The 23,723-nt window shown below is 71.6% G+C and carries 14 protein-coding genes; 4 read left to right on the top strand and 10 right to left on the bottom strand.

Translation table 11 applies throughout. The features are described 5' to 3' along the window. Positions 1 to 67: 67 nt before the first annotated feature. Positions 68 to 310 carry a mycoredoxin gene (locus ACZ4WS_RS07430; RefSeq protein WP_351551467.1) on the top strand — a complete coding sequence of 81 codons (243 nt, stop codon included), beginning with the start codon at positions 68 to 70 and terminating at the stop codon, positions 308 to 310. 6 nt (positions 311 to 316) lie between these two features. On the opposite strand, the gene nudC is transcribed toward ACZ4WS_RS07430, so the two are convergent. The 5 genes from nudC to ACZ4WS_RS07405 all read right to left on the bottom strand — a co-directional run bounded on the left by nudC (position 317) and on the right by ACZ4WS_RS07405 (position 10,714). Beyond that, positions 317 to 1,261 carry an NAD(+) diphosphatase gene (nudC, locus tag ACZ4WS_RS07425; RefSeq protein ID WP_467978031.1) on the bottom strand — a complete coding sequence of 315 codons (945 nt, stop codon included), beginning with the start codon at positions 1,259 to 1,261 and terminating at the stop codon, positions 317 to 319. A 107-nt stretch (positions 1,262 to 1,368) separates the two neighbouring features. Then, positions 1,369 to 2,781, bottom strand: a complete 1,413-nt coding sequence (locus ACZ4WS_RS07420; protein WP_467978030.1) for a dipeptidase — start codon at positions 2,779 to 2,781, stop codon at positions 1,369 to 1,371. A 10-nt stretch (positions 2,782 to 2,791) separates the two neighbouring features. After that, positions 2,792 to 6,340: a UvrD-helicase domain-containing protein gene (locus ACZ4WS_RS07415; protein WP_467978029.1), complete on the bottom strand. Its 3,549-nt coding sequence runs from the start codon at positions 6,338 to 6,340 to the stop codon at positions 2,792 to 2,794. Positions 6,341 to 6,431: 91 nt separating this feature from the next. After that, positions 6,432 to 10,046, bottom strand: a complete 3,615-nt coding sequence (locus ACZ4WS_RS07410; protein WP_467978027.1) for an ATP-dependent helicase — start codon at positions 10,044 to 10,046, stop codon at positions 6,432 to 6,434. Positions 10,047 to 10,348: 302 nt separating this feature from the next. After that, a complete protein-coding gene (locus ACZ4WS_RS07405; protein ID WP_467978025.1) occupies positions 10,349 to 10,714 on the bottom strand; it encodes an MGMT family protein in 366 nt (121 codons plus the stop codon). Between the two features lie 186 nt (positions 10,715 to 10,900). On the opposite strand from ACZ4WS_RS07405, the gene ACZ4WS_RS07400 reads away from it, so the two are divergent. The 3 genes from ACZ4WS_RS07400 (at position 10,901) to ACZ4WS_RS07390 (ending at position 17,046) form a co-directional block, all read left to right on the top strand. Beyond that, on the top strand, positions 10,901 to 13,702 hold the full coding sequence (locus ACZ4WS_RS07400; protein ID WP_467978024.1) for a lysylphosphatidylglycerol synthase transmembrane domain-containing protein: 2,802 nt from the start codon (positions 10,901 to 10,903) through the stop codon (positions 13,700 to 13,702). 133 nt (positions 13,703 to 13,835) lie between these two features. Next, positions 13,836 to 15,377, top strand: a complete 1,542-nt coding sequence (locus ACZ4WS_RS07395; RefSeq protein WP_467978022.1) for an alpha/beta hydrolase — start codon at positions 13,836 to 13,838, stop codon at positions 15,375 to 15,377. Between the two features lie 115 nt (positions 15,378 to 15,492). Next, positions 15,493 to 17,046, top strand: coding sequence for an alpha/beta fold hydrolase (locus tag ACZ4WS_RS07390; protein ID WP_467978020.1), 1,554 nt, complete (start codon positions 15,493 to 15,495; stop codon positions 17,044 to 17,046). 71 nt (positions 17,047 to 17,117) lie between these two features. Here the strand turns inward: ACZ4WS_RS07390 and moeZ are convergent, their stop codons facing one another. The 5 genes from moeZ to ACZ4WS_RS07365 all read right to left on the bottom strand — a co-directional run bounded on the left by moeZ (position 17,118) and on the right by ACZ4WS_RS07365 (position 23,644). Next, entirely contained in the window at positions 17,118 to 18,296 is a 1,179-nt protein-coding gene (moeZ, locus tag ACZ4WS_RS07385; protein WP_467978018.1) for an adenylyltransferase/sulfurtransferase MoeZ, read from the bottom strand. Between the two features lie 63 nt (positions 18,297 to 18,359). Continuing rightward, a complete protein-coding gene (locus ACZ4WS_RS07380; protein ID WP_467978016.1) occupies positions 18,360 to 19,109 on the bottom strand; it encodes a spherulation-specific family 4 protein in 750 nt (249 codons plus the stop codon). Beyond that, entirely contained in the window at positions 19,097 to 20,056 is a 960-nt protein-coding gene (locus ACZ4WS_RS07375) for an NAD-dependent epimerase/dehydratase family protein (RefSeq protein WP_467978014.1), read from the bottom strand. Before ACZ4WS_RS07375 ends, ACZ4WS_RS07380 begins: the two co-directional genes overlap by 13 nt. 361 nt (positions 20,057 to 20,417) lie before the next feature. Beyond that, on the bottom strand, positions 20,418 to 21,761 hold the full coding sequence (locus tag ACZ4WS_RS07370; RefSeq protein ID WP_467978013.1) for a hypothetical protein: 1,344 nt from the start codon (positions 21,759 to 21,761) through the stop codon (positions 20,418 to 20,420). Beyond that, a complete protein-coding gene (locus ACZ4WS_RS07365; RefSeq protein ID WP_467978011.1) occupies positions 21,761 to 23,644 on the bottom strand; it encodes a DUF3492 domain-containing protein in 1,884 nt (627 codons plus the stop codon). Before ACZ4WS_RS07365 ends, ACZ4WS_RS07370 begins: the two co-directional genes overlap by 1 nt. Between the last annotated feature and the right edge of the window lie 79 nt (positions 23,645 to 23,723).

Raw genomic sequence — 23,723 nt, 5'->3', positions numbered from 1 at the left:
GGCCGGTTCACATACGTTCCACTGGCAGCGACCACGCACCCCGAAGCCGTGAAGGAGCGCAAACGACATGCAGGGCACTGTGACGATGTACAGCACCACGTGGTGTGGCTACTGCCGTCGGCTGAAGAGCCAGATGGACCGCGAGGGCATCACGTACAACGAGATCAACATCGAGCAGGACCCGCATTCCGCGGCCTTCGTGGAGAAGGCGAACGGCGGAAACCAGACGGTTCCCACCGTTCTCTTCCCGGACGGTTCGACGCTTACGAACCCTTCGCTGGCACAGGTCAAGCAGAAGATCGGCGTCTGAGCGACGTCAGGCGACTGCCCGCGTCGGCAGGGGCTTGCCGTACCAGAGCTCGATCAGGCGGGCCGCAATCGAGATTCCGTAGGGAGGCAGCACCTCCCCGGACTCGAAGGCGGCCCGCAGGTCTTCGCGGGAGAACCATCGGGCCTCGTGGATTTCCTCGCCGTCGACGTTGATCTCCGACGAGGTGGCGCGGGCCATGAAGCCCAGCATGAGGCTGGAGGGGAACGGCCAGGGCTGGCTGGCGACGTACTCGACCTCGCCGACCGTGACTCCCGCCTCTTCGAAGACCTCGCGGCGTACGGACTGCTCGATGGACTCGCCGGGCTCGACGAAGCCGGCGAGCGTGGAGAAGCGGCCTTCGGGCCAGTGGACCTGGCGGCCGAGCAGGATGCGGTCCTCGTCGTCGGTGACCGCCATGATCACGGCCGGGTCGGTGCGCGGGTAGTGCTCGGCGCCGCAGGCGGGGCAGCGGCGGATGTGGCCGGCGGCCGCGATGACCGTGCGTTCGCCGCAGCGCGAGCAGAAGCGGTGCAGTCGCTGCCAGTTCTCCAGGGCGACCGCGTGCACCATCAGGCCCGCGTCGCGGGGGGAAAGCAGGAGTCCCGCTTCGCGCAGGCCCGCCGGGCGTGCGGACTGGTCGATGCGGCCGGGAAGCGCGTCCTTCTGGAGTGCGAAATAGCTCACACCGTCGTCGTCGGTGCCCAGGAAGTAGCGGTGCGCCTCGGTGAGCGGGGCCTCGAAGGAGGGGGTCATCACGAGTTCGGTGGTGCCGTCCGCCGTCTCGTCGATGAGTACCTGGCCGCCGGAGACCACGAAGACGCGGGTCGTGGGGTGGCTCCATGCCGCCGCGAGCCAGGCCTCGTCGAGCCGGTGGTGGGCGGCCCTGTCGATGCCGCTCGGGGCGGTGAGCGAGATGGGACGGTCGGCGGTGCGGTCGGTCCAGGTGGTCACGGGTGCTTCCAACTCCCCCGGTGGAACGGTTATTTCGGCGGGCGGTTCAGCAGGACGTACGGCGGTGCGGGTGTGGTGGGTGCTCTTCAGGGCGTGGATGGCCTTCCTCAGTGTGCCTCGCGCCAGTTTTCGGCCAGGTCGCCCCACAGGTAGGCGGTGGTTTCGACGCCCTTCATGAGGAGATCGAGTTCGACCTTCTCGTTGGGGGCGTGCCAGCCGTCTGAGGGGACGGAGATGCCCAGGAAGAGCACGGGGGCGCCGAGGACTTCCTGGAGGTCGGCCGCGGGGCCTGAGCCGCCCTCGCGGGTGAAGCGGACCGGCTGCTCGAAGGCGCGGCCCATGGCGCGTACGACGGACTGCAGGGCGGGGTGGTCCAGGGGGGTGAGGCACGGGCGGGTGGCCGCGCCGAACGTGATCTCGTGCCGGATGCCCGCGGGCAGCTGCTCGGCGGCCCAGGCGCGTACGGCCTTCTCGATGTGGTCCGGGTCCTGTCCCGCGACGAGGCGGAAGGAGAGCTTCACCATGGCCGAGGACGGGATGATCGTCTTGCTGCCGGGGCCTTGGTAGCCGCCGCCGATGCCGTTGACCTCGGCGGTCGGGCGGGCCCAGATGCGCTCCAGGGTGGTGTGTCCGGCTTCTCCGTGGGTGGCCGTCGACTTGGCGGTGCGCAGCCAGCGCTCCTCGTCGAAGGGCAGTTCGGCGAAGAGTTCGCGCTCGCGGTCGGTGAGTTCGGTGATGCCTTCGTAGAAGCCGGGGACGGCCACGCGCGCGTGCTCGTCGTGCAGTGCTGCGACGAGGCGGGCTGCGGCGGTGGCCGGGTTGGGCACGGCGCCGCCGAAGGAGCCGGAGTGGATGTCCTGTTCCGGCCCGTACAGCTCGATCTCGCATTCGGCGAGGCCGCGCATGCCGGTGCACACCGTGGGGGTGTCCTCGGACCACATGCCGGTGTCGGAGACGATCACGGCGTCGGCGGCGAGCCGGTCGGTGTGCGCTTCGACGAGGTCACGGAAGTGCGGGGAGCCGGACTCCTCCTCGCCCTCGATCAGGAGCTTGAGGTGGACGGCCGGGGCGGTGTGCCCGGTGGCGGCGAGGTGGGCACGGACGCCGAGTGTGTGAAAGAACACCTGGCCCTTGTCGTCGGCGGCCCCGCGCGCGTGGAGGCGGTTTTGGCGGATCACCGGCTCGAAGGGCTCGGTGTCCCAGCCGTCCTCGCGGGCGGCGGGCTGCACGTCGTGGTGTCCGTAGACGAGGACCGTGGGGGCCTGGGGGTTCTCGGAGGGCCACTCGGCGAAGACGGCCGGGGCGCCTGCGGTCGCCCAGACCTCGGCGGTCGGGAAGCCGGTCTCCCGGAGCTTGGCGGCGAGCCAGTCGGCGCTGCGCCGTACGTCCGCGGCGTGGTCGGGCTGGGCCGATACCGAAGGGATGCGCAGCCACTCGGCGAGGTCGTCGAGGAAGGCGGCGCGGTGGTCCTGGATGTACGTGCGGACGGTGCTGACGGCGCTGTCAACGGGCTTGCTCATGCTCACGAGCCTATCCGCCCACGGAGGCGTGTTCGTCCGGCGGTTCTCCGGAAGCCTCTTCCTGTGGGTCCGCTGGGTCTTCGATGAGCAGTCGCTCCAGTGCGGCCCGGTCCGGCAGGTCGTCCGGTCGGACGACCTCGCCACCGCGCACGTAGAGGAAGGCGGCCTTGACGGACTCCAGGGGCACGCCTTGCTGCTCGGCCCAGGCGAGGCGGTAGAGCGCTAGCTGGAGGGGGTCGGCGGTGCGGCTGCGGTTGGTCTTCCAGTCGACGATCTCGTACGTCGTCCCGTCGCCGTCGCCTTCTTTGTAGACGGCGTCGATACGGCCTCGTACGACGCGTCCCGCGATGGCGAGCTGGAAGGGCGCCTCGACGCGGTAGGGCGTGCGGTGGGCGTACGGGGTGCGTTCGAAGGCGTCCTTGAGGGCCTCCAGGTCCCGCTCGTCGGCGATCTCGGCCTCGCTGCCGGGCAGCTCCTGCGGCTCCAGCATCGGCAGCCGCAGCTCTTCGAAGCGGGACTCCACCCAGGCGTGGAAGCGGGTGCCCCGGCGCGCGGCGGGCTGCGGGGGGCGCGGCATGGGACGGGCCAGTTCCTGTGCGAAGCCGTCCGGGTCGGCGGCCAGACGCAGCAGCTGCGACGCGGTGAGCGAGTGCGGCAGGGGTACGTCGGTGACGCTCGCGCGGGTGCGCAGGAGCTCTCCGGTCAGCGCGTCCAGGTCACGGTCCCAGGAGGCGAGAGTGCGGGCCTCTTCGGGTGTGAGGTGTGCCGGGTCCTCGGGATGGGGGCGAGCCTCCGGGGCCGGTGCTTGGTGCGGGACGGTCGGGCGCTCCCTCGGGCCCGTCGGACGGTCCGACGTCCAGGATTCCCAGTCGGAGTCGTCCCCTTCGGGGAAGTCGTCCTCCCCGTAAGGGGATGCGTCGTAAGGGGATGCGTCGTATGGCGGCGCGTCGTCCTCCGGTGGCGGCGGCCAGTCCGGGTCGTCGTACGAGGACGGGTCGTGGGCGGCGATGGGACGGCGGCCCTCCTGAGCCCCGGGGTGGGCCTCCTCGTGCGACGCGACACGCTCCAGGTGGGCGAGTACGGTCTCCGCGGCCGCGCGGCGGCGGGCGAGTGCCGCGTCGTCGAGCGGGAGCGGCCAGGCATGGTCGGCGGACGCCTCGCGCAGGGCGGGGTTCTCCTCGTCCTGCGCGGGCTCGTCGGCCCAGACCTCGATCTCGCCGTGTCCGGCCGCGCAGTGCTCGTACAGGGCGTGCAGGAAGTCCGAGGGGCCGCGCGGCTTCTTCTGGGAGGGGCCCCACCAGTGGCCTGAGCCGAGCAGGAGCGAGCGGGGGCGGGTGAAGGTGACGTAGCCGAGGCGGAGTTCCTCGGTGTGCTGGTGGGACTTCATGGCCTCGTGGAAGGCCTTGATGCCCTTGGCGTCCCAGGCGTCGATGTCGGGCAGTGTGTCGGCGTCGCCGCGCAGCTCGTGCGGCAGGACCTTGCCCTGGGCGGTCCATTTCTCGCGGCCCTGGGTGCTGGGGAAGGTGCCGGTAACGAGGCCGGGGACCGCGACGACGTCCCACTCCAGGCCCTTGGACTTGTGGGCGGTGAGCACTTTGACGGTGTTCTCTCCGCCCGGGAGCGCGTTGTCGAGGCCCTTCTCGTACTGCGCGGCGGTGCGCAGGAAGCCGAGGAAGGCCAGCAGGGTCGCCTCGCCGTCACCGGCGGCGAAGGACGCGGCGGTGTCCAGGAAGTTCGACAGGGTCTCGCGGCGCCGGGCGGCCAGCGCGTGCGGGGACGCGGAGAGCTCGACCTCCAGGCCGGTGACGGCGAGCACCCGGTGCAGGACGTCCATCAGCGGGTCGGCGAGCGAGCGGCGCAGGTCGCGCAGCTCGGCGGCGAGCCGCGCGAAACGCACCCGCGCGTCCGGTGAGAAGGGCAGGCCGTCGTCGTCCCCCTCGGCCTCGATGGGCATCTCCAGGAACGTGTCGAGCGCGTCCGCGAGCGATATCACCTCGGACGGGTCGACCCCCTCGACGGCCGCGGCGAGCCGGCGGTCCGGGTCGTCGTCGGCCCCCACGCGCGCGTGGGACACGAGGAGGCGGGCGCGCCGCCCCAGGAGGGCGAGGTCACGCGGGCCGATCCGCCAGCGCGGGCCGGTGAGGAGGCGTACGAGGGAGGCGTTGGCGCCGGGGTCCTGGAGCACCTCGCAGACGGCGACGAGGTCGGCGACCTCGGGGAGGTGCAGCAGTCCGGAGAGGCCCACCACCTCGACGGGGATGTCGCGGGCGACGAGCGCCCCTTGGATCTCGGCGAAGTCGGTGGCCGTACGGCACAGCACGGCGATCTCGCCGGGGGCCTTCCCGGTGCGTACGAGGTGGGCGATGGAGTCGGCGAGCCAGTCGATCTCCTCGGCGTGGGTGCGCAGCAGCGCGCAGCGGACGACGCCGTCGCGCTCGGCTCCGGGGGCAGGGCGGAGGGCCTCCACGCCCGCGTGCATGGCGCGCAGGGGTTCCGCGAGGCCGTTGGCGAGGTCCAGGAGGCGGCCGCCGCTGCGGCGGTTCTCGCTGAGCGCCTGGCGGGTCGCGGGGTGGCCGCCGGGGTGTGCGAAGTGCTCGGGAAAGTCGTCGAGGTTGGCGACGGAGGCGCCGCGCCAGCCGTAGATGGCCTGGCAGGGGTCGCCGACCGCGGTCACGGGATGGCCCGTGCCGCCGCCGAAGAGACCGGCGAGCAGGACGCGTTGGGCGACCGACGTGTCCTGGTACTCGTCGAGCAGGACCACGCGGAACTCGTCGCGCAGGATCTCTCCGACCTCGGGGCGGGTGCGGGCCAGGGTGGCCGAGAGGGCGATCTGGTCGCCGAAGTCGAGGAGGTCACGCTCGCGCTTGGCCGCGCGGTAGCGGCCCACCAGCTCGGCGAGTTCGCGTCGGGCAGCGGCCGCCTCGGGGACCTTGCGGAGGTCGCCGTTGGTGAGTTTGGCGCCCTCCAGGGAGCGCAGCAGTTCGGCGTCGTACGCGCGCAGCCCCTCGGGGCGTACGAGGTGTTCGGCGAGCTCGGAGTCGAGGGTGAGGAGGTCGCCGACCAGGTCGGGGAAGGAGCGGGTCAGCGCCGGGTACGGCCCTGGTGCCTCGCGCAGCACGCGGGCCGCGAGCTGGTAGCGGGTGGCGTCGGCGAGCAGGCGGGCGGTGGGTTCGAGTCCGATGCGCAGGCCGTGGTCGGTCAGGAGGCGGCCCGCGAAGGCGTGGTAGGTGGAGATGACGGGCTCGCCCGGCGGGTTGTCCGGGTCGATCACGTCCGGGTCGGTGACGCCTGCCTTGATCAGTGCCTTGCGGACGCGCTCGGCGAGTTCGCCCGCCGCCTTGTTGGTGAACGTCAGGCCGAGGACCTGCTCGGGGGCGACCTGTCCTGTGCCGACCAGCCACACCACGCGTGCCGCCATCACCGTGGTCTTGCCCGAACCGGCTCCGGCCACGATCACCTGCGGGGCGGGCGGTGCGATGATGCAGGCCGTCTGCTCGGGGGTGAAGGGGATGCCGAGGAGCTCCTTGAGCTGATCGGGATCGGTGATACGGGCGGGCATGTCGGAGAGGCTAGCGGCGCCCACTGACAGCGGGTGCCACATCGACCATCGGGGCGGAAGAACCGCTGGTCAGCACGTGTGGTGCTGTACGTCACTCGACTACGTGGTGTCCCTCTGGCCGAGCACTGCACGAGGCGCGGAACGCGCAGTGGGTGCAGTGCTGCCCGGTGGTCGGTGAGAACCGTTCGTCGAGGACCTTGCCCGCGGCGGTGGCCAGGAGATCGCCGATCCACTCCCCGGAGAGGGGTTCTTGGGCCTGCACCTTGGGGAGGGTCTCGCCGCCGTTCTTCTTGGCGGCGCCCTGGCGCAGCTGGACGAGTTCGGCGCCGCCCGGCTCGGGGCGTACGCCGTCGAAGGCGTCGTCGACGGCGCCCTCGCGGACGGCGAGCTGGTAGACGGCGAGCTGCGGGTGCTGGGTCACCTCGGCGGCGGTCGGCGCGTGCTTGCCGGTCTTGAAGTCGACCACGTAGGCGCGGCCCTCGGCGTCCGCCTCGACGCGGTCCATGGAGCCGCGGATGCGCACTTCGTAGGAGCCCGCGTCGAGGGTCACGTCGAAGTCGTGCTCACTGGCCACCGGCGTTCGGCCGGCGCGGGCCCCATTGGAATCGACGTGCCACTTCAGGAAGCGTTCGAGCGCCACGCGCGCGTGCTCCTTCTCCTGGGCGGACTTCCACGGCGCGTCGAAGGCGAGCGCGTTCCACACGGAGTCGAGGCGCTCCATGAGGACGGCGAGGTCGGCGGGGGTGCGTCCGGAGGCGACCTCGTCGGCGAGGACGTGCACCACGTTGCCGAAGCCCTGGGCGGCGGTCGCGGGCGCGTCGGCCTTCACCTCGCGGCCCAGGAACCACTGCAGGGCGCAGGTGTTGGCGAGCTGGTCGAGGGCGCTTCCGGAGAGGACGACGGGCTGGTCGCGGTTGCGCAGCGGGACCTTGCTCTCGGTCGGCTCGTACATGCCCCACCAGCGGTAGGGATGCGCGGACGGCACCAGGGGGCGGCCGTCCTCGTCGGCGAGCGCGGCGAGCCGCGCCAGACGGCGCGCGGCGGCCTCCCTCAGGGCGTCCGAGACGCGCGGGTCGACCGTGGTGGCGCGCAGTTCGGCGACGAGGGCGGCGACGGACAGCGGGCGGCGCGGGCGGCCCGTCACGTCCTTGGGTTCGACGCCGAGTTCTGTCAGGAAGCGGGAGGGCTGGTCTCCGTCGTCGGCGGGGGCCTTCACGGCGGTGACGACGAGGCGTTCACGCGCGCGCGTGGCGGCCACGTAGAACAGACGGCGCTCTTCGGAGAGGAGCGCTCCGGGCGTGAGGGGTTCGGCGAGCCCGTCGCGCCCGATGCGGTCCGCCTCCAGCAGGGAGCCGCGGCGGCGCAGATCCGGCCACAGCCCTTCCTGGACGCCCGCCACGACGACGAGACGCCACTCCAGGCCCTTGGAGCGGTGCGCGGTCATCAGGCGTACGGCGTCGGGGCGTACGGCTCGTCGAGTCAGCGTGTCGGCGGCGATGTCCTCGGCCTCGATCTCCTCCAGGAAGTTGAGGGCGCCGCGTCCGCCGGTGCGCTCCTCGGCGCGGGCCGCGGTCGCGAACAGCGCGCACACCGCGTCGAGGTCCCGGTCGGCGTTGCGCCCCGCCGCGCCGCCGCGCCGGGCGGCCCGCTCAAGGCGCTGTGGCCACGGTGTGCCCTCCCACAGGTCCCAGAGCGCCTCCTCGGCCGTCCCACCGCCCGCGAGGCGCTCCCGTGCCTTGCGCAGCAGCGCACCGAGGCGCTGGGCTCCTCGGGCGTACGCCGGGTCGTGCGCGATGAGCCGCTCCGGCTCGGCCAGCGCGCGGGCCAGCAGCTCGTCGGACGGCGGTGGTAGGTGGTTGCCGGCGGCGCGCTCCTCGTCGCGCAGGGCGCGGCCAAGGCGGCGCAGATCGGCGGCGTCCATGCTCGCCAGCGGCGAGGCGAGCAGGGTGAGCGCGGTTTCGGTGTCGAGCCAGGGCGGCTGCGGCGCGGGCTCTTCGGGGTCGGCCTGGACTGACTGGTCGGCGTCGGCTTCGACCGACTCCTCGGCGTCGGCTTGGACGGCCTCTTCGGAGTCGACGTCTCCAGCTTCTTCGGAGTCGACGTCTCCAGCTTCTTCGGAGTCGACGTCTCCAGCTTCTTCGGAGTCGACGTCTTCGACTTCTTCGGAGTCGGCGCCTTCAACTTCCCGAGCGGATGCGTGAACTTCCTGAGCGGGTGCGGCGGCTTCGTGACCGAGTGCGTCAACCTCTTGAGCGGGTGCGTCCACTTCGTGCGCGGGTACGTCGCTGTCGGCCGCGGAGGCCTCCTCTCGCGCCTCCGCCCGCGCCACCGCCCGCAACGCCGCCAGCAGTGGCGCGACCGCCGGCTCGTGCCGCAGTGGCAGATCGTCGCCGTCGATGTCGAGTGGTACTCCCGCCGCGGTGAGTGCCCGCCGGATCGTCGGAATCGTGCGGGAACCGGCGCGCACGAGGACTGCCATCTCGCCCCAGGGGACGCCGTCCTCCAGGTGGGCCCGGCGCAGGATGTCCGCGATGTTGTCCAGCTCCGTGCCGGACGTCGGGTACGTGTAGACCTCGGCGCGGCCCCCGTCCCGTACCGGGGACAGTTCGCGGTGGGCGCGGACCTTCTCCGCCGGAAGGCGGGTCAACGGCATGCGCTGGGTGAGCAGGCGGGTGGAGGTGAGCAGGGCGGCGCCCGAGCGGCGGGACGTCCGCAGGACCTCGACCGGGGCCGGGCGGCCGTCCGGGCGCGGGAAGGCGTCGGGGAAGTCCAGGATGCCGTTCACGTCGGCGCCCCGGAAGGCGTAGATCGACTGGTCGGGGTCGCCGAAGGCGACGAGGGTGCGGCCGCCGCCCGCGAGGGTGCGCAGCAGCCGCACCTGGGCCGGGTCGGTGTCCTGGTACTCGTCCACGTAGACGCCGTCGTACTGGGCGGCGAGCCGTTCGGCGACCTCGGGGCGCCGGGCGAGCAGCACCGCGCGGTGGACGAGTTCCGCGTAGTCGAGCACTCCTTGCATGTCGAGAACGTCGAGGTACTCGGCGAGGAAGGCTGCGGCCGCGCCCCAGTCGGGGCGGCCGATGCGCTTGGCGAAGGCGTCCAGGGCGTCGGGGCTCAGGCCCAGCTCGCGGCTGCGGGCGAGGACCGCGCGGACCTCGTCGGCGAAGCCGCGGGTGGTAAGACAGGCGCGCAGTTCGTCCGGCCAGCGCACATGCGCGAGGCCGAGCCGCTCCAGGTCGGGCTGGCCCGCGAGCAGCTCGCGCACCGCCACGTCCTGTTCGGGTCCGGACAGCAGCCGCAGGGGTTCCACGAACAGGTCGCTGTCCTGGTGGGCGCGGACCAGGGCGTAGCAGAAGGAGTGGAACGTGGTGGCCTGAGGGGCCCGCGCGGCTCCTATGCGCAGCGCCATGCGGTCGCGCAGTTCGACGGCCGCCTTCCGGCTGAACGTCAGCACCAGGACGCGCTCCGGGTCGCCGTCCCGGGCGATCCGGGCGGCCACGGACTCGACGAGGGTGGTCGTCTTGCCGGTGCCCGGACCGGCGAGAACGAGCAGCGGACCGCTGCCGTGGTCAACCACCGCGCGCTGCCCTGCGTCCAGACGAGGGGGATCCACCCGGACCGGCGGGGTACGCACCAGTCGGTACGCGCCGCGGCTCCCCTGGCGCACCTGGGGGTGCGCCAGGCGCCTGGTGGAAGAAGAGGAGCTCACGTGGTTCGCCGGTCCTGGTGGTTGTGCCATTTGTCACTGCCGGCGCGGAGCGCCGTCGTTGAGGGGTGGTCGTCGGGCGACGGGTGGGAGGACTGCCGCGTGCGGAGGGCGGTGGCCGCGGGGTGAGGGGGATGCGCGTCGTCGACGCTACGCCGGTGAGCACCGTGGAAGGAGGGCTTCCCCCTCTTCCCGCACGCCACGTGCGTCCCTCGCTCCACGAACGTACGGCATGTCACGGATGTGCCTCGTTTCGCCCGTACGGGCCACAGGTTCCCCCTGAGCCCGTGCGATGCCGGAAGCTGTCAGATGTGACCTTCCGCGCGTTCGCCGCCGTCCCATCGAGCCCGTCTCATGTCGACGCGCGGCAGATGCCCCTCGGAGGCTCTGCCCGCGTTCTTCAGGGGCGTGCTCTCGTCACGGTAGTGGGCCAGCGCCTCCAGTTCGTGGCCCGGGAGCAGCACGCCGTCCGCGCGTATGACACGCCACCACGGGACCGCTCCTCCGTAGAGGGCCATCACGCGGCCCACCTGGCGGGGCCCGCCCTCCTCCAGCCATTCGGCGACATCGCCGTACGTCATGACGCGCCCGGACGGGATCAACTCGGCGACCTCAAGGACCCGCTCCGCGTACTCCGGCAGGGCGTCCGCCGGAAGGCTCTCCTCGCTCATCCGCCCCATCCTGCCCCACCCCACCGACAACGCGATGCGGTCACGACTGTGGGGATCCCTCGCCCGGAAGCGTCGCTTCGGGCAGACTGTGCGCCCCCGCATTTGCACCCTGATGCCCCCGTGTGTCGGTCGGGCATGCCACCATCGTGCGGGCGGTGACCGGTGATACGAGATCAAGAAGAGACCATGAGGCAGCAGGGCGTGCACCCCGAAGACGCGGAGGGCACCTCCGCGGCCTCGTCACGCCCTGACACCGACGGCGTCGGCGAGAAGGACTCGGGCGAGACGACGCGCGAGTCCACCTCCAAGGCAGCCGAAGAGGCCGCCCCTAAGCCGCACGAAAACGATAAGCAGCAGGTCAAGCGGGGTTCCGACTGCGCCGACGAAGCCCACGCGGACGAGGTCGAGGGCGACGAACCGCTCCTCCCCGCGCGCGTGCACCGTCCGTCCGACCTGATGCGGCTCCTGGTCGGCTTCCTCGCGATCGTCGTGCTGCTGGCCATCGCCGCGTTCGCGCACGGGACCACTTCGGGGCTCGAACAGGACATCAACAAGGGCACGGGCCAGGCACCCGATCTGCTGATCAAGATCGCGGGGCTGGCGTCGAGCATCGCGATCCTGCTCGTGCCGGTCGCGTTCGCGATCGAGCGGCTCATCAAGCGGGACGGGCTGCGCATCGCCGACGGCGTCCTGGCCGCCGTCCTCGCGCACGGAGTGACGCTCGCCACTGACCTGTGGGTCGCGAAGGCCGCCCCGGACTCGATCCAGGAAGCGCTCACCCAGCCCTCGCCGGGGGACATCCACGCCCTGACCGACCCGGTGCACGGTTATCTCGCACCCGTCATCGCATATATGACGGCGGTCGGCATGTCCCGCCGGCCGCGCTGGCGCGCGGTGCTGTGGGTGGTGCTGCTCCTCGACGCCTTCTCGATGCTGGTCACCGGCTATACGACACCGTTCTCGATCATCCTGACGGTGCTGATCGGCTGGACCGTCGCGTACGGAACGCTGTATGCGGTCGGCTCCCCGAACGTGCGGCCCACCGGACGGACGCTGATGGCGGGCCTCCGCCACGTCGGCTTCCACCCGGTGACCGCGGCCCGCGAGGAGGCGCCGGACGCCACGGAGAACGGCGACCGCGGCCGGCGCTACTTCGTCACCCTGGAGGACGGCCAGCCCCTGGATGTCACGGTGGTGGACCGTGAGCAGCAGGCTCAGGGCTTCTTCTACCGCGTATGGCGCCGGCTGACGCTGCGCGGCATCACTACGCGCCGCAGCCTCCAGTCACTGCGCCAGGCCCTGGAGCAGGAGGCGCTTCTCGCATACGCCGCCATCGCCGCCGGGGCCAACGCGCCCAAGCTGATCGCCACCTCCGAACTCGGCCCGGACGCCGTGATGCTCGTCTACGAGCACACCGGTGGCCGCACCCTCGACTCGCTGCCCGACGAGCTCATCACCGACGACCTCCTGCGCGACACCTGGCACCAGGTGCAGGCGCTGCAGTCGCGGCGCATCGCGCACCGCAGGCTCGCGGGTGACGCGATTTTGGTGGATCGTTCCGGCACGGTGATCCTCACCGATCTGCGCGGCGGCGAGATCGCGGCCGGTGACCTGCTGCTGCGCATGGACGTCGCCCAGCTGGTGACCACGATCGGACTGCGGGTGGGCGCGCAGCGCGCGGTGGCGTCGGCGGTCGGTGTGCTCGGCCCGGACGCGGTCGCCAACTGCCTGCCGATGCTGCAGCCGATCGCGCTGACGCGCTCCACGCGCGCGACGCTGCGGAAACTGGCCCGGGAGCGCGCGCAACGCGAGCGCGATGCCGTACTGGAGGCGTCCCGGCAGGACAAGCTCGCCCGCGCCGAGGAAGCCAGGGAAGACACCACGTCCGTACTGGAAAAGCCCGGCAAGAAGGCCGTACGTGCCGAGCAGCGGGCCGAGAAGCGGGCGATCGACGAGGCTCTGGACGAGGCGCGCGAGGAGGATCTGCTCACTCAGATCCGCCACCAGGTGCTGCTGATCAGGCCCCAGGCACCGGTCGAACCGGCCCGCCTGGAGCGGGTCCGGCCGCGCACGCTGATCAGTTTCATCGCCGGCGCCATCGGCGCGTACTTCCTGCTGACGCAGCTCACGCACATCGAGTTCGGGACTCTCTTCGACAACGCCGAGTGGGGCTGGGTCGCCGCGGCGGTGCTGTTCTCGGCGCTGAGCTACTTCGCGGCGGCGATGAGTCTGCTGGGCTTCGTGCCCGAGCGGGTGCCGTTCCTGCGGGCCGTGGCCGCGCAGGTCGCCGGGTCGTTCGTGAAGATCGTGGCGCCCGCCGCGGTCGGCGGTGTCGCCCTCAACACGCGCTTCCTGCAGCGCGCCGGGGTGCGGCCGGGGCTCGCGGTGGCGAGCGTCGGCGCGTCGCAGCTGTTCGGGCTCGGCTGCCACATCCTGATGCTGCTGTCCTTCGGCTATCTGACCGGCACCGAGAAGACACCGTCCCTGTCGCCGTCCCGCACGGTCATCGCGGGTCTGCTCACCGTCGCCGTGCTGGTCCTCGTGGTCACATCGGTGCCGTTCCTGCGCAAATTCGTCGTCACGCGCGTGAGGTCGCTGTTCGCGGGCGTCGTGCCGCGCATGCTCGACGTGCTGCAGCGGCCGCAGAAGCTGGTCACCGGCATCGGCGGAATGCTGCTGCTCACCGCCTGCTTCGTGATGTGCCTGGACGCGTCGATCCGCGCGTTCGGCCACGAGGAAACCACCACGCTCAGCCTCGCCAGTGTCGCCGTCGTCTTCCTCGCGGGTAACGCGCTGGGCTCGGCGGCACCAACCCCAGGAGGCGTCGGCGCGGTCGAGGCGACCCTCACGGTCGGCCTGATCGCCGTCGGCCTCCCCAAGGAGGTCGCGGCGCCCGCGGTGCTGCTGTACCGGCTGCTGACACTGTGGATTCCGGTCCTGCCGGGGTGGCTGTTCTTCAACCACCTGACCCGCAAGGGCGCGCTCTGAGTCCCCGTACGGGTGATCTCGTACGACCCACGGCGCGCCCTGTACGGAACATCCCGTACGCCCCAGGGCGCGCCCTCACCCGCACGGCTCGCGCCCCGAGCGTGCCGCCCTGTACGACCGCAGGATGGGGAGCATGCCGAACCCTCCCCAGCTGCGCGCCGCTGCCCTGACCGCCACCGCCGTTTTGTTGTCCTCCTGGATGACGGGGTGCGGCGACGGCAAGGGCGAGGATCTGACGGCCCAGAAGCTGAGCTGGAAGGACTGCCCGGCGCCGTCCGAGTCCGAAGGCGGCGGCAACGCGCCCTCACCCCTGCCGGGCGGTACGCAGTGGCAGTGCGCCACCCTGAAAGCACCTCTCGACTGGGCCAAGCCCAAGGGCGACACGATCGGTCTCGCGCTGATCCGGGCGAAGACGAGCGGCGACCAGAGCAAGCGCATCGGCTCGCTCCTGTTCAACTTCGGCGGCCCCGGCGGCTCGGGCGTCACCACGCTGCCCGCCTTCGGCGCGGACTACGCCGCACTGCGCACCCGCTACGACCTGGTGAGCTTCGACCCGCGCGGGGTCGGCCGCAGCGACGGCGTGAAGTGCGAGGACGACCAGCAGCTCGACGCGTTCTTCCAGCAGGACTCCACCCCTGACGACACCGCCGAGCAGAAGAAGCTCCTGGACAACACCAGGACGTTCAATTCGGCCTGCGAGAAGCACTCCGGCAAGATCCTCCCGCACGTACGCACCACCGACGCGGCCCGCGACATGGACCTGATGCGCCAGGTACTGGGCGACGACAAGCTGCACTACTTCGGCATCTCGTACGGCACCGAACTGGGCGGTGTCTACGCCCACTTGTTCCCCAAGCACGTGGGGCGCGCCGTCTTCGACGCGGTCGTCGACCCGACGCAGAACCCGGAGCAGAGCTCGCTCGCGCAGGCCAAGGGCTTCCAGCTCGCGCTCGACAATTTCGCCGACGACTGCACCTCGAAACCCGACCCCTGTCCGATCGGCGACACCGCGCAGGACGTCAAGGACCGCATCGCCAAACTGCTGAAGGATCTCGACAGCAAGCCGATCCCCGGTGTCTTCCCGCGCGAACTCACCCAGACCGCCGCGACCAACGGCATCGCGCAGGCGCTGTACTCCAAGGACTTCTGGGAGTACCTGACCGAGGGGCTCAGTCAGGCGTACGACGGTGACGGCAGGGTGCTGATGCTGCTGTCGGACTCGATGAACGGACGCGACCAGGACGGCCAGTACAGCAACATCACCGCGGCCAACATCTCCATCAACTGCGCCGACGAAAAACCGCGTTACTCATCCACCTACGTGGAGTCGAAGCTGCCGGAGTTCCGGGCGGCCTCGTCGCTGTTCGGCGACTATCTGGCCTGGGGCATGATCGGCTGCACCGACTGGGCCGTGGCGGGCGCCGCCGACCACCCGGACGTCGGCGCCGCCGGTTCGGCGCCGATCCTCGTGGTCGGAAACACCGGCGACCCGGCCACACCGTACGAGGGCGCGAAGAAGATGGTGGACGCGCTGGGCAAGGGAGTCGCGGTCGAACTGACGTACAAGGGTCAGGGGCACGGCGCGTACGACAGCAAGAACAAGTGCGTGCAAGGTGCCGTGAACAGCTATCTGCTGGAAGGGACCGTGCCCTCGGCCGGGACCGTCTGCTCATAGAAAATCGCAGGTCAAAAGGTTATCCACAGGCCGCGACGGCCGCTGCCCGCGGGCGCCTAATATGGCGTGCAGGTGATCCGCGACTTCCGGCGGATCACGGGCGAGGGGGAAGCTCATGACGCGTTTCGCACGGTGGACGGCCGCGGCCGCCGCCACGTTGCTGGTGGCGGGCTGTAGCAGCGGCTCGTCCGGGGACGGCAAGGCCGAGGGGAAGAACAGCGACAAGTCGTCGGCCGCCGTGCCTTCCTCCACCGCGGCATCGGATCTGCCCGCCTCGCTCGCCGCGCAGAAGCTCGACTGGGGCCGTTGCAAGGCCACTTCGGACTCCCCCACACCGGGCAACGGCTGGCAGTGCGCGACGCTCAAGGTGCCGCTGGACTACGCGAAGCCGGACGGCGAGACGATCGGCCTGGCGCTGATCCGCTCGAAGGCGACCGGCGGCCAGAGCAAGCGCATCGGCTCGCTCCTGTTCAACTTCGGCGGCCCCGGCGGCTCGGGTGTCGCCACGATGCCGTCGTACGAGAGCATCGTCGGCCCGCTCCACCAGCGGTACGACCTGGTGAGCTGGGACCCGCGCGGGGTCGCCGCCAGTGAGGGCGTGCGCTGCCGCAGCGACAAGGCGATCCAGGCCGCCGAGTCGGTGGACGCGACGCCGGACGACGCGGCCGAGGAAGCCGCGTACTTCAAGGACGCCGCCGGCTTCGGCAAGGGCTGCGAAAAGGCCGCCGGGAAGCTGCTGGCGCACGTCTCGACGACCGACACGGCCCGCGACATGGACCTGATGCGCCAGGTCCTCGGCGACCGGAAGATGCACTACGTCGGCTTCTCGTACGGCACCGAACTCGGCGGGGTGTACGCCCATCTGTTCCCCAAGAACGTGGGGCGCCTGGCGCTGGACGCCGTCGTCGACCCAAGCGCCGACACGGTGGGCCACGCCAAGAACCAGACGCTTGGTTTCCAGCGCGCCCTGGACGACTACCTCAAGTCGACGGGCCAGGACCCGAAGCACGGCTCCCAGAAGATCGTGGACCTGCTGAAGCGGATCGACGCGAAGCCGCTGCCGACCTCGAGCGGCCGCAAGCTCACCCAGACGCTGGCGCTCACCGGCATCGTCCTGCCGCTGTACAGCAAGGAGGGCTGGCCCAGCCTGACCAGCGCCCTGAAGGCGGCCGAGGACGGCGACGGCTCGGATCTGCTGTCGCTCGCCGACGGTTACAACGACCGTGACGCTTCGGGGCACTACGGCACGACGACCCATGCGCAACGGGTCATATCGTGCTTGGACGAAAAGCAGCGGCCGACGCCCGAGGAGACGAAGAAGCTGCTGCCCGAGTTCGAGAAGATCTCGCCCGTCTTCGGCGACTTCATGGGCTGGGACACGGCGGGCTGGTGCCACGACTGGCCGGTGGCCGGTCAGTACGACACCCCGGAGGTCAGCGCGCCCGGCGCCGAGCCCGTCCTGGTCGTCGGCAACACCGGGGACCCGGCGACGCCGTACGAGGGCGCCCGCAAGATGGCGGACGAGCTGGGCAAGGGCGTCGGCGTGGAGCTCACCTGGAAGGGCGAGGGCCATGGGGCGTACGGGAGTGGCAGCGACTGCGTCGACTCCACGGTGAACAGCTATCTGCTGGACGGGACGGTGCCGAAGGACGGCAAGGTCTGTTCATGACGATGGCGGGGGTTGCGCACACCGTGAGTGCGCGCAACCCCCGCCATCGGAAGAGCGGGACGAGCAGCTACTCAGTACACCGGCTTCTCCGGCTCGATCTGGTTGACCCAGCCGATCACGCCGCCGCCGACGTGGACCGCGTCCGAGAAGCCCGCGGACTTCAGGACGGCGAGGACCTCCGCGCTGCGGACACCCGTCTTGCAGTGCAGGACGATCTTCTTGTCCTGCGGCAGGGTCTCCAGGGCGGTGCCCATGAGGAACTCGTTCTTCGGGATCAACTTGGCGCCGGGGATCGAGACGATCTCGTACTCGTTGATCTCGCGGACGTCGATGATCTCAATGTTCTCGCCGTCGTCGATCCACTCCTTGAGCTGCTTGGGAGTGATCGTCGAACCGGCGGCCGCCTCCTGGGCCTCCTCGGACACGACGCCGCAGAAGGCCTCGTAGTCGATGAGCTCGGTGACGGTGGGGTTCTCGCCGCAGACGGCGCAGTTCGGGTCCTTGCGGACCTTGACCTGGCGGTACTGCATCTCCAGGGCGTCGTAGATCATCAGGCGGCCGACGAGCGGCTCACCGATGCCCGCGAGGAGCTTGATCGCCTCGTTGACCTGGATGGAGCCGATGGACGCGCAGAGCACGCCCAGGACGCCGCCCTCGGCGCAGGAGGGGACCATGCCCGGCGGCGGGGGCTCCGGGTAGAGGCAGCGGTAGCAGGGGCCGTGCTCGGACCAGAAGACGGAGGCCTGGCCGTCGAAGCGGTAGATCGAGCCCCAGACGTAGGGCTTGTTCAGCAGCACGGCCGCGTCGTTGACGAGGTAACGGGTCGCGAAGTTGTCCGTGCCGTCGACGATCAGGTCGTACTGGCTGAAGATGTCCATCACGTTCTCGGCTTCGAGCCGCTCTTCGTGAAGGATCACGTTCACGTACGGGTTGATGCCCAGCACGGAGTCGCGCGCCGACTCGGCCTTGGAGCGGCCGATGTCCGCCTGGCTGTGGATGATCTGGCGCTGCAGGTTCGACTCGTCGACCTCGTCGAACTCCACAATGCCGAGCGTGCCCACGCCCGCGGCGGCCAGGTACATCAGCGCCGGCGATCCGAGGCCGCCGGCGCCCACACAGAGCACCTTGGCGTTCTTCAGCCGCTTCTGCCCGTCCATGCCCACATCGGGGATGATCAGGTGGCGGGAGTACCTGCGGACCTCGTCTACGGTGAGCTCAGAAGCTGGCTCGACCAGGGGTGGCAGCGACACGGGGACTCCGTTGGTCGGTCAATCACTACAGTTGTTCTCCCCGTAACACTGCCACGCCCTTCTTCATTCCGAGACACCCGTTCCGATCCGCGAGACGATTTCGTCCCAGTAGCCGGGCATCGCCTCCCAGGGGTCGGCCCGCCCGCCGTGATCCGTGCGGTCGGTGAAGTAGATCGTCGAGGCACCCTGCCAGCGGGCGATGCGCAGCGCCTCGTCGAGGTGGCCGCGCGGGACGCCGTGCACGAAGTGGCAGAAGCGCTCGGGCGGATAGTCGGCGGTCCACTCGGCCACCTGCGACCAGCGGTAGTCGCTCCAGGGGCCGGAAAAGGTCACCAACTGGTCGGCGTTCTCGATGTACCCGGGATACGGGTGGCTGCCGTGGCCCAGCACGATGTGCGCGTCGTCGAGGAGCGCGCGGAGCGTGGTGACCGTGCGGCGGACCTCGGGGAGCGCGGTGCGTTCGGTGGGGCAGCGGTCCAGGAGGAAGCCGTCGACCCGGTACCAGTCGAGATAGCGGTGCGCGTCGGAGATCAGCTCGCCGAAGATGCGCGCGCCGAAGGTCGTGTCCAGGTGGCCGAGGACGCGGACGCCCGCGTTGCGCAGCCGGCCGGCCGCTTCCAGGCAGTGCGGGTCGGGTCGTGTGCCGGGGCCGCCGGCCACATTCAGGACGACCCAGTGCAAGGGGGTGCCGGGGCGGGTGAGTTCGCCCCATTCCACGGGAGCGACGAGGGGGTGCGCATAGCCGGGGATGCCGAAGCCGATCCTTAAGTCCGTGCTCGCGGTGCCCGCTGCGGTGCTGGTCAGATACGGCATGCCGCCTCCATCCAGATGTCGGCGAGAGATTCCTCGAGGCTGATCCGGGGCCGCCAGCCGAGCCGGTCGCGTGCGGTGCGCACATCGGCCTGCTGCCAGCTGCCGCAACCGTCCGGGTAGGGGTAGGCGACCGGGCCCGCGTGGTCTGGTTCGCTGCGGGGGTGGCCGATGGATGCCCTGAGGGGGCCGGGCGGGCCGTCGAGTTCGTGCAGGGCGCCGCCGTAGCCGGCCACCCGGGCGAGGACGGCGGCGGCGTCGCGGAGGCGGACGGCACGGCCCGAGCCGATATTGATCACGCCCTGGGCCGCGGAGAGGGAGGCCGCGTGGACGGCGCGGGCGACATCGCGTACGTCGATGAAGTCGCGTTGGACGCCGAGGCCGCCGAGTTTGAGTTCGCCGTCGCCGGACTGCATGGCGCGGCGCAGGGCCTCGGCGAGGCGGCCGAGCGGTGATCCGGCCGGGGTGCTGGGCCCGGCGGGCGAGAATACGCGGAGCACGACGGCGTCCAGGCCGGAGCCGAGGACCAGTTCGGTGGCGGCGAGCTTGCTCACTCCATACGGGCCGCCCGGTCGCGGCACGGCGTCCTCGGCGGTGGAGGACCCGGGCTGGCTGGGCCCGTACTCGGCGCCGCAGCCGATCTGCACCAACCGTGCGCCGCAGCCGCTGCGGCGCAGGGCCTCGCAGACGGTGGCGACGGCGACGGTGTTGTGCCGGGTCAGTTCGCGGGCGCCGCCGCGGGTGGCGCCCGCGCAGTTGATGACGACTCCGGGGTGCACCGCGTCGAGGAAGCGGGTGAGCGCGCCGGGGCTGCCCGAGGCGAGGTCGAACCGTACGTCGGCGTCGTCGCCCCGGCCGAGCGCGGTGAGCTGCACGGCCGGGTCGGCGAGCAGCCGGTCGGCGACGAAACGGCCGAGGTATCCGTTGGCTCCGATCAGCAGGACCCTCATCGGGCGGCTCCCGGGGCGGATTCTCCGGTTCGGGAGGTGATCATCTGGCGTTCTCCTTCGAGGTGATGCCATGGGTCAGGGAGAGGGCCCGCGGTGTCGGCCCCGCGGGAGAAGGGGTGCTCGGCACGGGGGACGGGCCCCGGGCGCCGGGCGCGGCTCACGGCGGTGGGGGACGCCGTGGGCCGGGTTTCGGGTCGCGGCCCACAGCACCTGGGGCCGCGGGCCGGAGCTCGGACCTGTGGGCAAGCCGCGGCTCGGACCCGTGGGTGGGCCGGGGCTCGGTCCTGTGCGCAAGCCAGAGCTGGGAGCGGTGGCGAGCCGCGGCTCGGACCGGTCCGTGAGCCGGGGCCGGGATCGCGGCTCACGACGCCCCGCAGGGCAGGGCGTGGGCCGAGGCCCGGGTCAGGGTGCGGGTCGAGTGGATCAGGAGGACGAGAGCGGCCGCGCCGCACACCAGGGCCGGTACGGCGCCCGGTCCCCACGCGCCGACGAGGGCCTCGACGGGCGTGGCCAGGAACGAGAAGCCCGGAAGGCGGCCCGCGAAGACCGTGGCCAGAGCGGTCGCCTCGGCCGCGCCCGCGGCGGCGAGGACGACGGCCGGGGCGTGAGTGAAGCCGCGCGCCGTCAGCAGCCTGGCGAGCAGGAGCAGCGCGCCGAGGGCACCGGCGCCGGTGTACGCCGCGGGCTCCGCGAGGACGGCGCCGCACAGCGCGAGCAGCGCGCCGAGGGCGCAAAGGAAGAGCGCGAACACCCCGAGGAGCAGGGGCTGTACGGAGGCGGCGAACTCCTCGAGGCCACGGGTGGCGGTCAGCCTGCGGCGGGCGCGTACGGAGAAGAGGTGGGCGCACCAGGCCGCCGGGGCGCAGGCCAGGGCGAGGGCCAGAACGGGGGCGGTGGCCAGGGGCCAGGGGCCGTCGGGGCCGCCGTCGAGGCCGGCGCTCAGCAGTCCGTCGCCAAGAAGGGCGTACGCGATCAGCCAGCACGTCCACGCGCGCGTGCCGCTCGTGACACGATGGCCGGCGCTCAGGGGGCCACGGCGGAGGGCGACGCGCAGGGCGAGCGCCACGGCGAGGGCGCCTACCGCTGCGACCGCGAGGCGCTGCTGGCCGTCGGTGAGCCGCAGCCCCGTCACAGCTGCCGCGCACAGGACGCCCGGCAGCAGGGCGAGCGCCGCCCAGTCGGCGCGCGCGCCGGGGTGCCCCGGGGACACCGGGCGCGGCGTGGGCTCCCCGTCGCGCGGCACGCGCGCGTACATCTCCTCGGCGAGCGAGAACACGTCCCGGTGCCGGAACCGTGCGGCGGTCCGGTCGGTCACCCCGTGCGCCTCCAGGCCCGCCGCGATCTCCAACGGGTCCACGGCACGTTCGCAGAGCTCGCGGTGCCGGTGCATCAGGGCTTTCACAGGGTCCACGGCGCCGCGCCGGCCGGTGGACCTGCGGGCGGTACCCGAGCCGTCGCGCGCGTCACCCGAGCCATCACGCGCGGCACCCGAACCGTCGAGCCCCGCACCGGTACTGTCGTCGTTTCCCTCACGAGGCGGCGTCCCGGCCTTGCGTGGACCGGCGGAACCCTCGGATGCCTCGGACAGCCCCGCACCACATACGTCCATCTCACCCACCCCCACAAGCCACTCCTCCGACCGCGCGTCCCAGGCACCGGGGCTGCTCGGTCTCCCCGGCCGGTCCAGCTCTCCGAGTTCGCTCATCACGCCCCCTCTCCCGCGGGCATGGGAACCGTGGCGCGCACCGGTGCCCCCGCCGCCCAGCGCGGCCGTCCCCCGGTCATGAGGCGGACCTCGGTCCAGCGGCCGGGCACATGGGCCTCCGCGGGGACGCCGAAGGGCAGTGGCTCCCCCGCGTCGTCCACGACGACGCGCCGTACCGGAGAGTGCGAGACGATATCCAGGTAAATGCTGTGAAATGCCGTGATGTTCTGCTCCACGGTGAACAGTTCGAGGGCGCGTGCGCGGGCGGCCGCGCCCAGGCGCTCGCGGCGCTCGGGGTCGCGCAGCAGCGCCACGCACGCCTCGGCGAGCGCCCGTGGATTGCGGGGCGGCACCACCAGGCCCGTACCGCCGATGACTTCGACGACCGCGCCCACGTCCGTGGAGACCGTGGCGCGACCGCAGAACATGGCCTCGACGAGACTGATCGGGAAGCCCTCGACGACGCTCGACAGGACGATCACGGCCCCCGAGGCGTATGCCTCCGCGAGGCTGGGGACCTCGGGGCCGCCGATCTCCTCGAAGGACACCGGGTTGTCGCCGACCGCGTGCACGCCTTCCGCCTCGTCGGGGAAGAGCTGGGCGGCCAGCGCTTTGCAGTGGGCCAGATAGGTCGCTCCGTCCGGCCCGTCGGCGGGCGCCCCGATGATCCGCAGCAGGGTCTTCGGTTCCTCTTTGCGGATCTCCGCGAAGGAGTGCAGCAGCGAGATCAGGTCCTTGGCAGGTTCGATGCGGCCGACCCACACCAGCGTGTCCGGGGCCGCACGCCTGGCGCCCTCCGTGCCCTCGCCCACCTCCGCGAAGCGGGACGCCTCCATGCCGGGATAGACGGTGCGCAGCTTGGCGCGATCGGCGCCGCAGCGCTCCTGCCAGCGGCGGGCGTGCGTGTTGCCGGGTGTGATGAGCGCGGCCGCGCGGTAGACCTCGGCGGTCAGCCTGCCGTGGAACGCGGCGAGCAGCGCCCGCACGGCGGGCGACTCCCCGTCGGAGGCGGAGGCCAGGTAGTGCGCCCGCAGCTGCACGCCGTACTCCGTGACCAGCAGGGGTACTCCGGAGAAGTGCCGGGCGAGGAGGCCCGGCAGCGCCGCCGCGCCGCCGGCCGCCGCGTGGCACAGGTCGACCGAGTCGAGCCCGTCGTCCTCGTACCAGTCCAGCGAGAGGGGGCGCAGCGCGCGCTCGACATGGGCGGCGACGGAGAGCAGATCGGGTACACGTGCCGTGCGCGCCGCGCGGAGTGCGCCGGGCGCGCGACAGGCGCGTTCCAGGGCGCGTACGGCACCCTCGGAGCGCAGCGCCCCGACCAGACCGCCCTCGTCCCGGGCGAGTTCGGCGAGTGCGTACAGCGCACTGCCGAAACGGTCCGCCTCAACGCCGTCGAAAGCCGCCGAGCCACCGAAAACCCCGGGGCCATCCAAATCCCCAGCCCCGCCGGAAGCCCCAGCGCCACCTGAAGCCCCACCACCGCCGGAAGCCCCACGACCACCCAAACCCTCAGCGCCACCGGAGCCCCCCAAGCCACTGGAAACCTCCGAACCACCAAGAGCCCCCGGCCCCTCGCACATCGCCGCGGCCAGCTCCCCGTACGCGTCCGCGAACCGTCGCCGCGCCCGCCGCCCGTACACCACCCCGTCGTCCTCGGCCGTCCACAGCGGTGCCGTGCGCACGCGGCTGACCTGGGAGGGCAGCTGGATCCAGCCCTCGTCCTCCTGCCGCTCGCTGCGGCTGAGCGCGTAGATGTCGAACTCATGCTGCCCGAGCCCGCGCACGAGCCGGTCGCACCAGAGCCTGGCGTCACCGCTCACATACGGATAGCCACCCTCCGTAAGCAGTCCGATGCGCACGAGTGCACCCCCGATCTCCCTCATGGGGAGCCACCGTTGACCCGGCGGCTCACAGCGGGACGAACGTATGCGGACATGACGGTGGCGCGACGGACGGTTGTCC

The sequence above is a fragment of the Streptomyces sp. NPDC029292 genome, from assembly GCF_055569295.1.
Note: the sequence above shows the minus strand (reverse complement) of the source record. Positions and strands in the feature narration are given on the sequence as shown.

Coding starts and splice junctions, on each gene's coding strand:
- ACZ4WS_RS07430 (WP_351551467.1), top strand. CDS start 68: ATGCAGGGCACTGTGACGATGTACAGCACCACGTGGTGTGGCTACTGC.
- ACZ4WS_RS07420 (WP_467978030.1), bottom strand. CDS start 2,781: ATGAGCAAGCCCGTTGACAGCGCCGTCAGCACCGTCCGCACGTACATC.
- ACZ4WS_RS07415 (WP_467978029.1), bottom strand. CDS start 6,340: ATGCCCGCCCGTATCACCGATCCCGATCAGCTCAAGGAGCTCCTCGGC.
- ACZ4WS_RS07405 (WP_467978025.1), bottom strand. CDS start 10,714: ATGAGCGAGGAGAGCCTTCCGGCGGACGCCCTGCCGGAGTACGCGGAG.
- ACZ4WS_RS07400 (WP_467978024.1), top strand. CDS start 10,901: ATGAGGCAGCAGGGCGTGCACCCCGAAGACGCGGAGGGCACCTCCGCG.
- ACZ4WS_RS07395 (WP_467978022.1), top strand. CDS start 13,836: ATGCCGAACCCTCCCCAGCTGCGCGCCGCTGCCCTGACCGCCACCGCC.
- ACZ4WS_RS07390 (WP_467978020.1), top strand. CDS start 15,493: ATGACGCGTTTCGCACGGTGGACGGCCGCGGCCGCCGCCACGTTGCTG.
- ACZ4WS_RS07380 (WP_467978016.1), bottom strand. CDS start 19,109: ATGCCGTATCTGACCAGCACCGCAGCGGGCACCGCGAGCACGGACTTA.
- ACZ4WS_RS07375 (WP_467978014.1), bottom strand. CDS start 20,056: ATGAGGGTCCTGCTGATCGGAGCCAACGGATACCTCGGCCGTTTCGTC.
- ACZ4WS_RS07370 (WP_467978013.1), bottom strand. CDS start 21,761: ATGAGCGAACTCGGAGAGCTGGACCGGCCGGGGAGACCGAGCAGCCCC.
- ACZ4WS_RS07365 (WP_467978011.1), bottom strand. CDS start 23,644: ATGAGGGAGATCGGGGGTGCACTCGTGCGCATCGGACTGCTTACGGAG.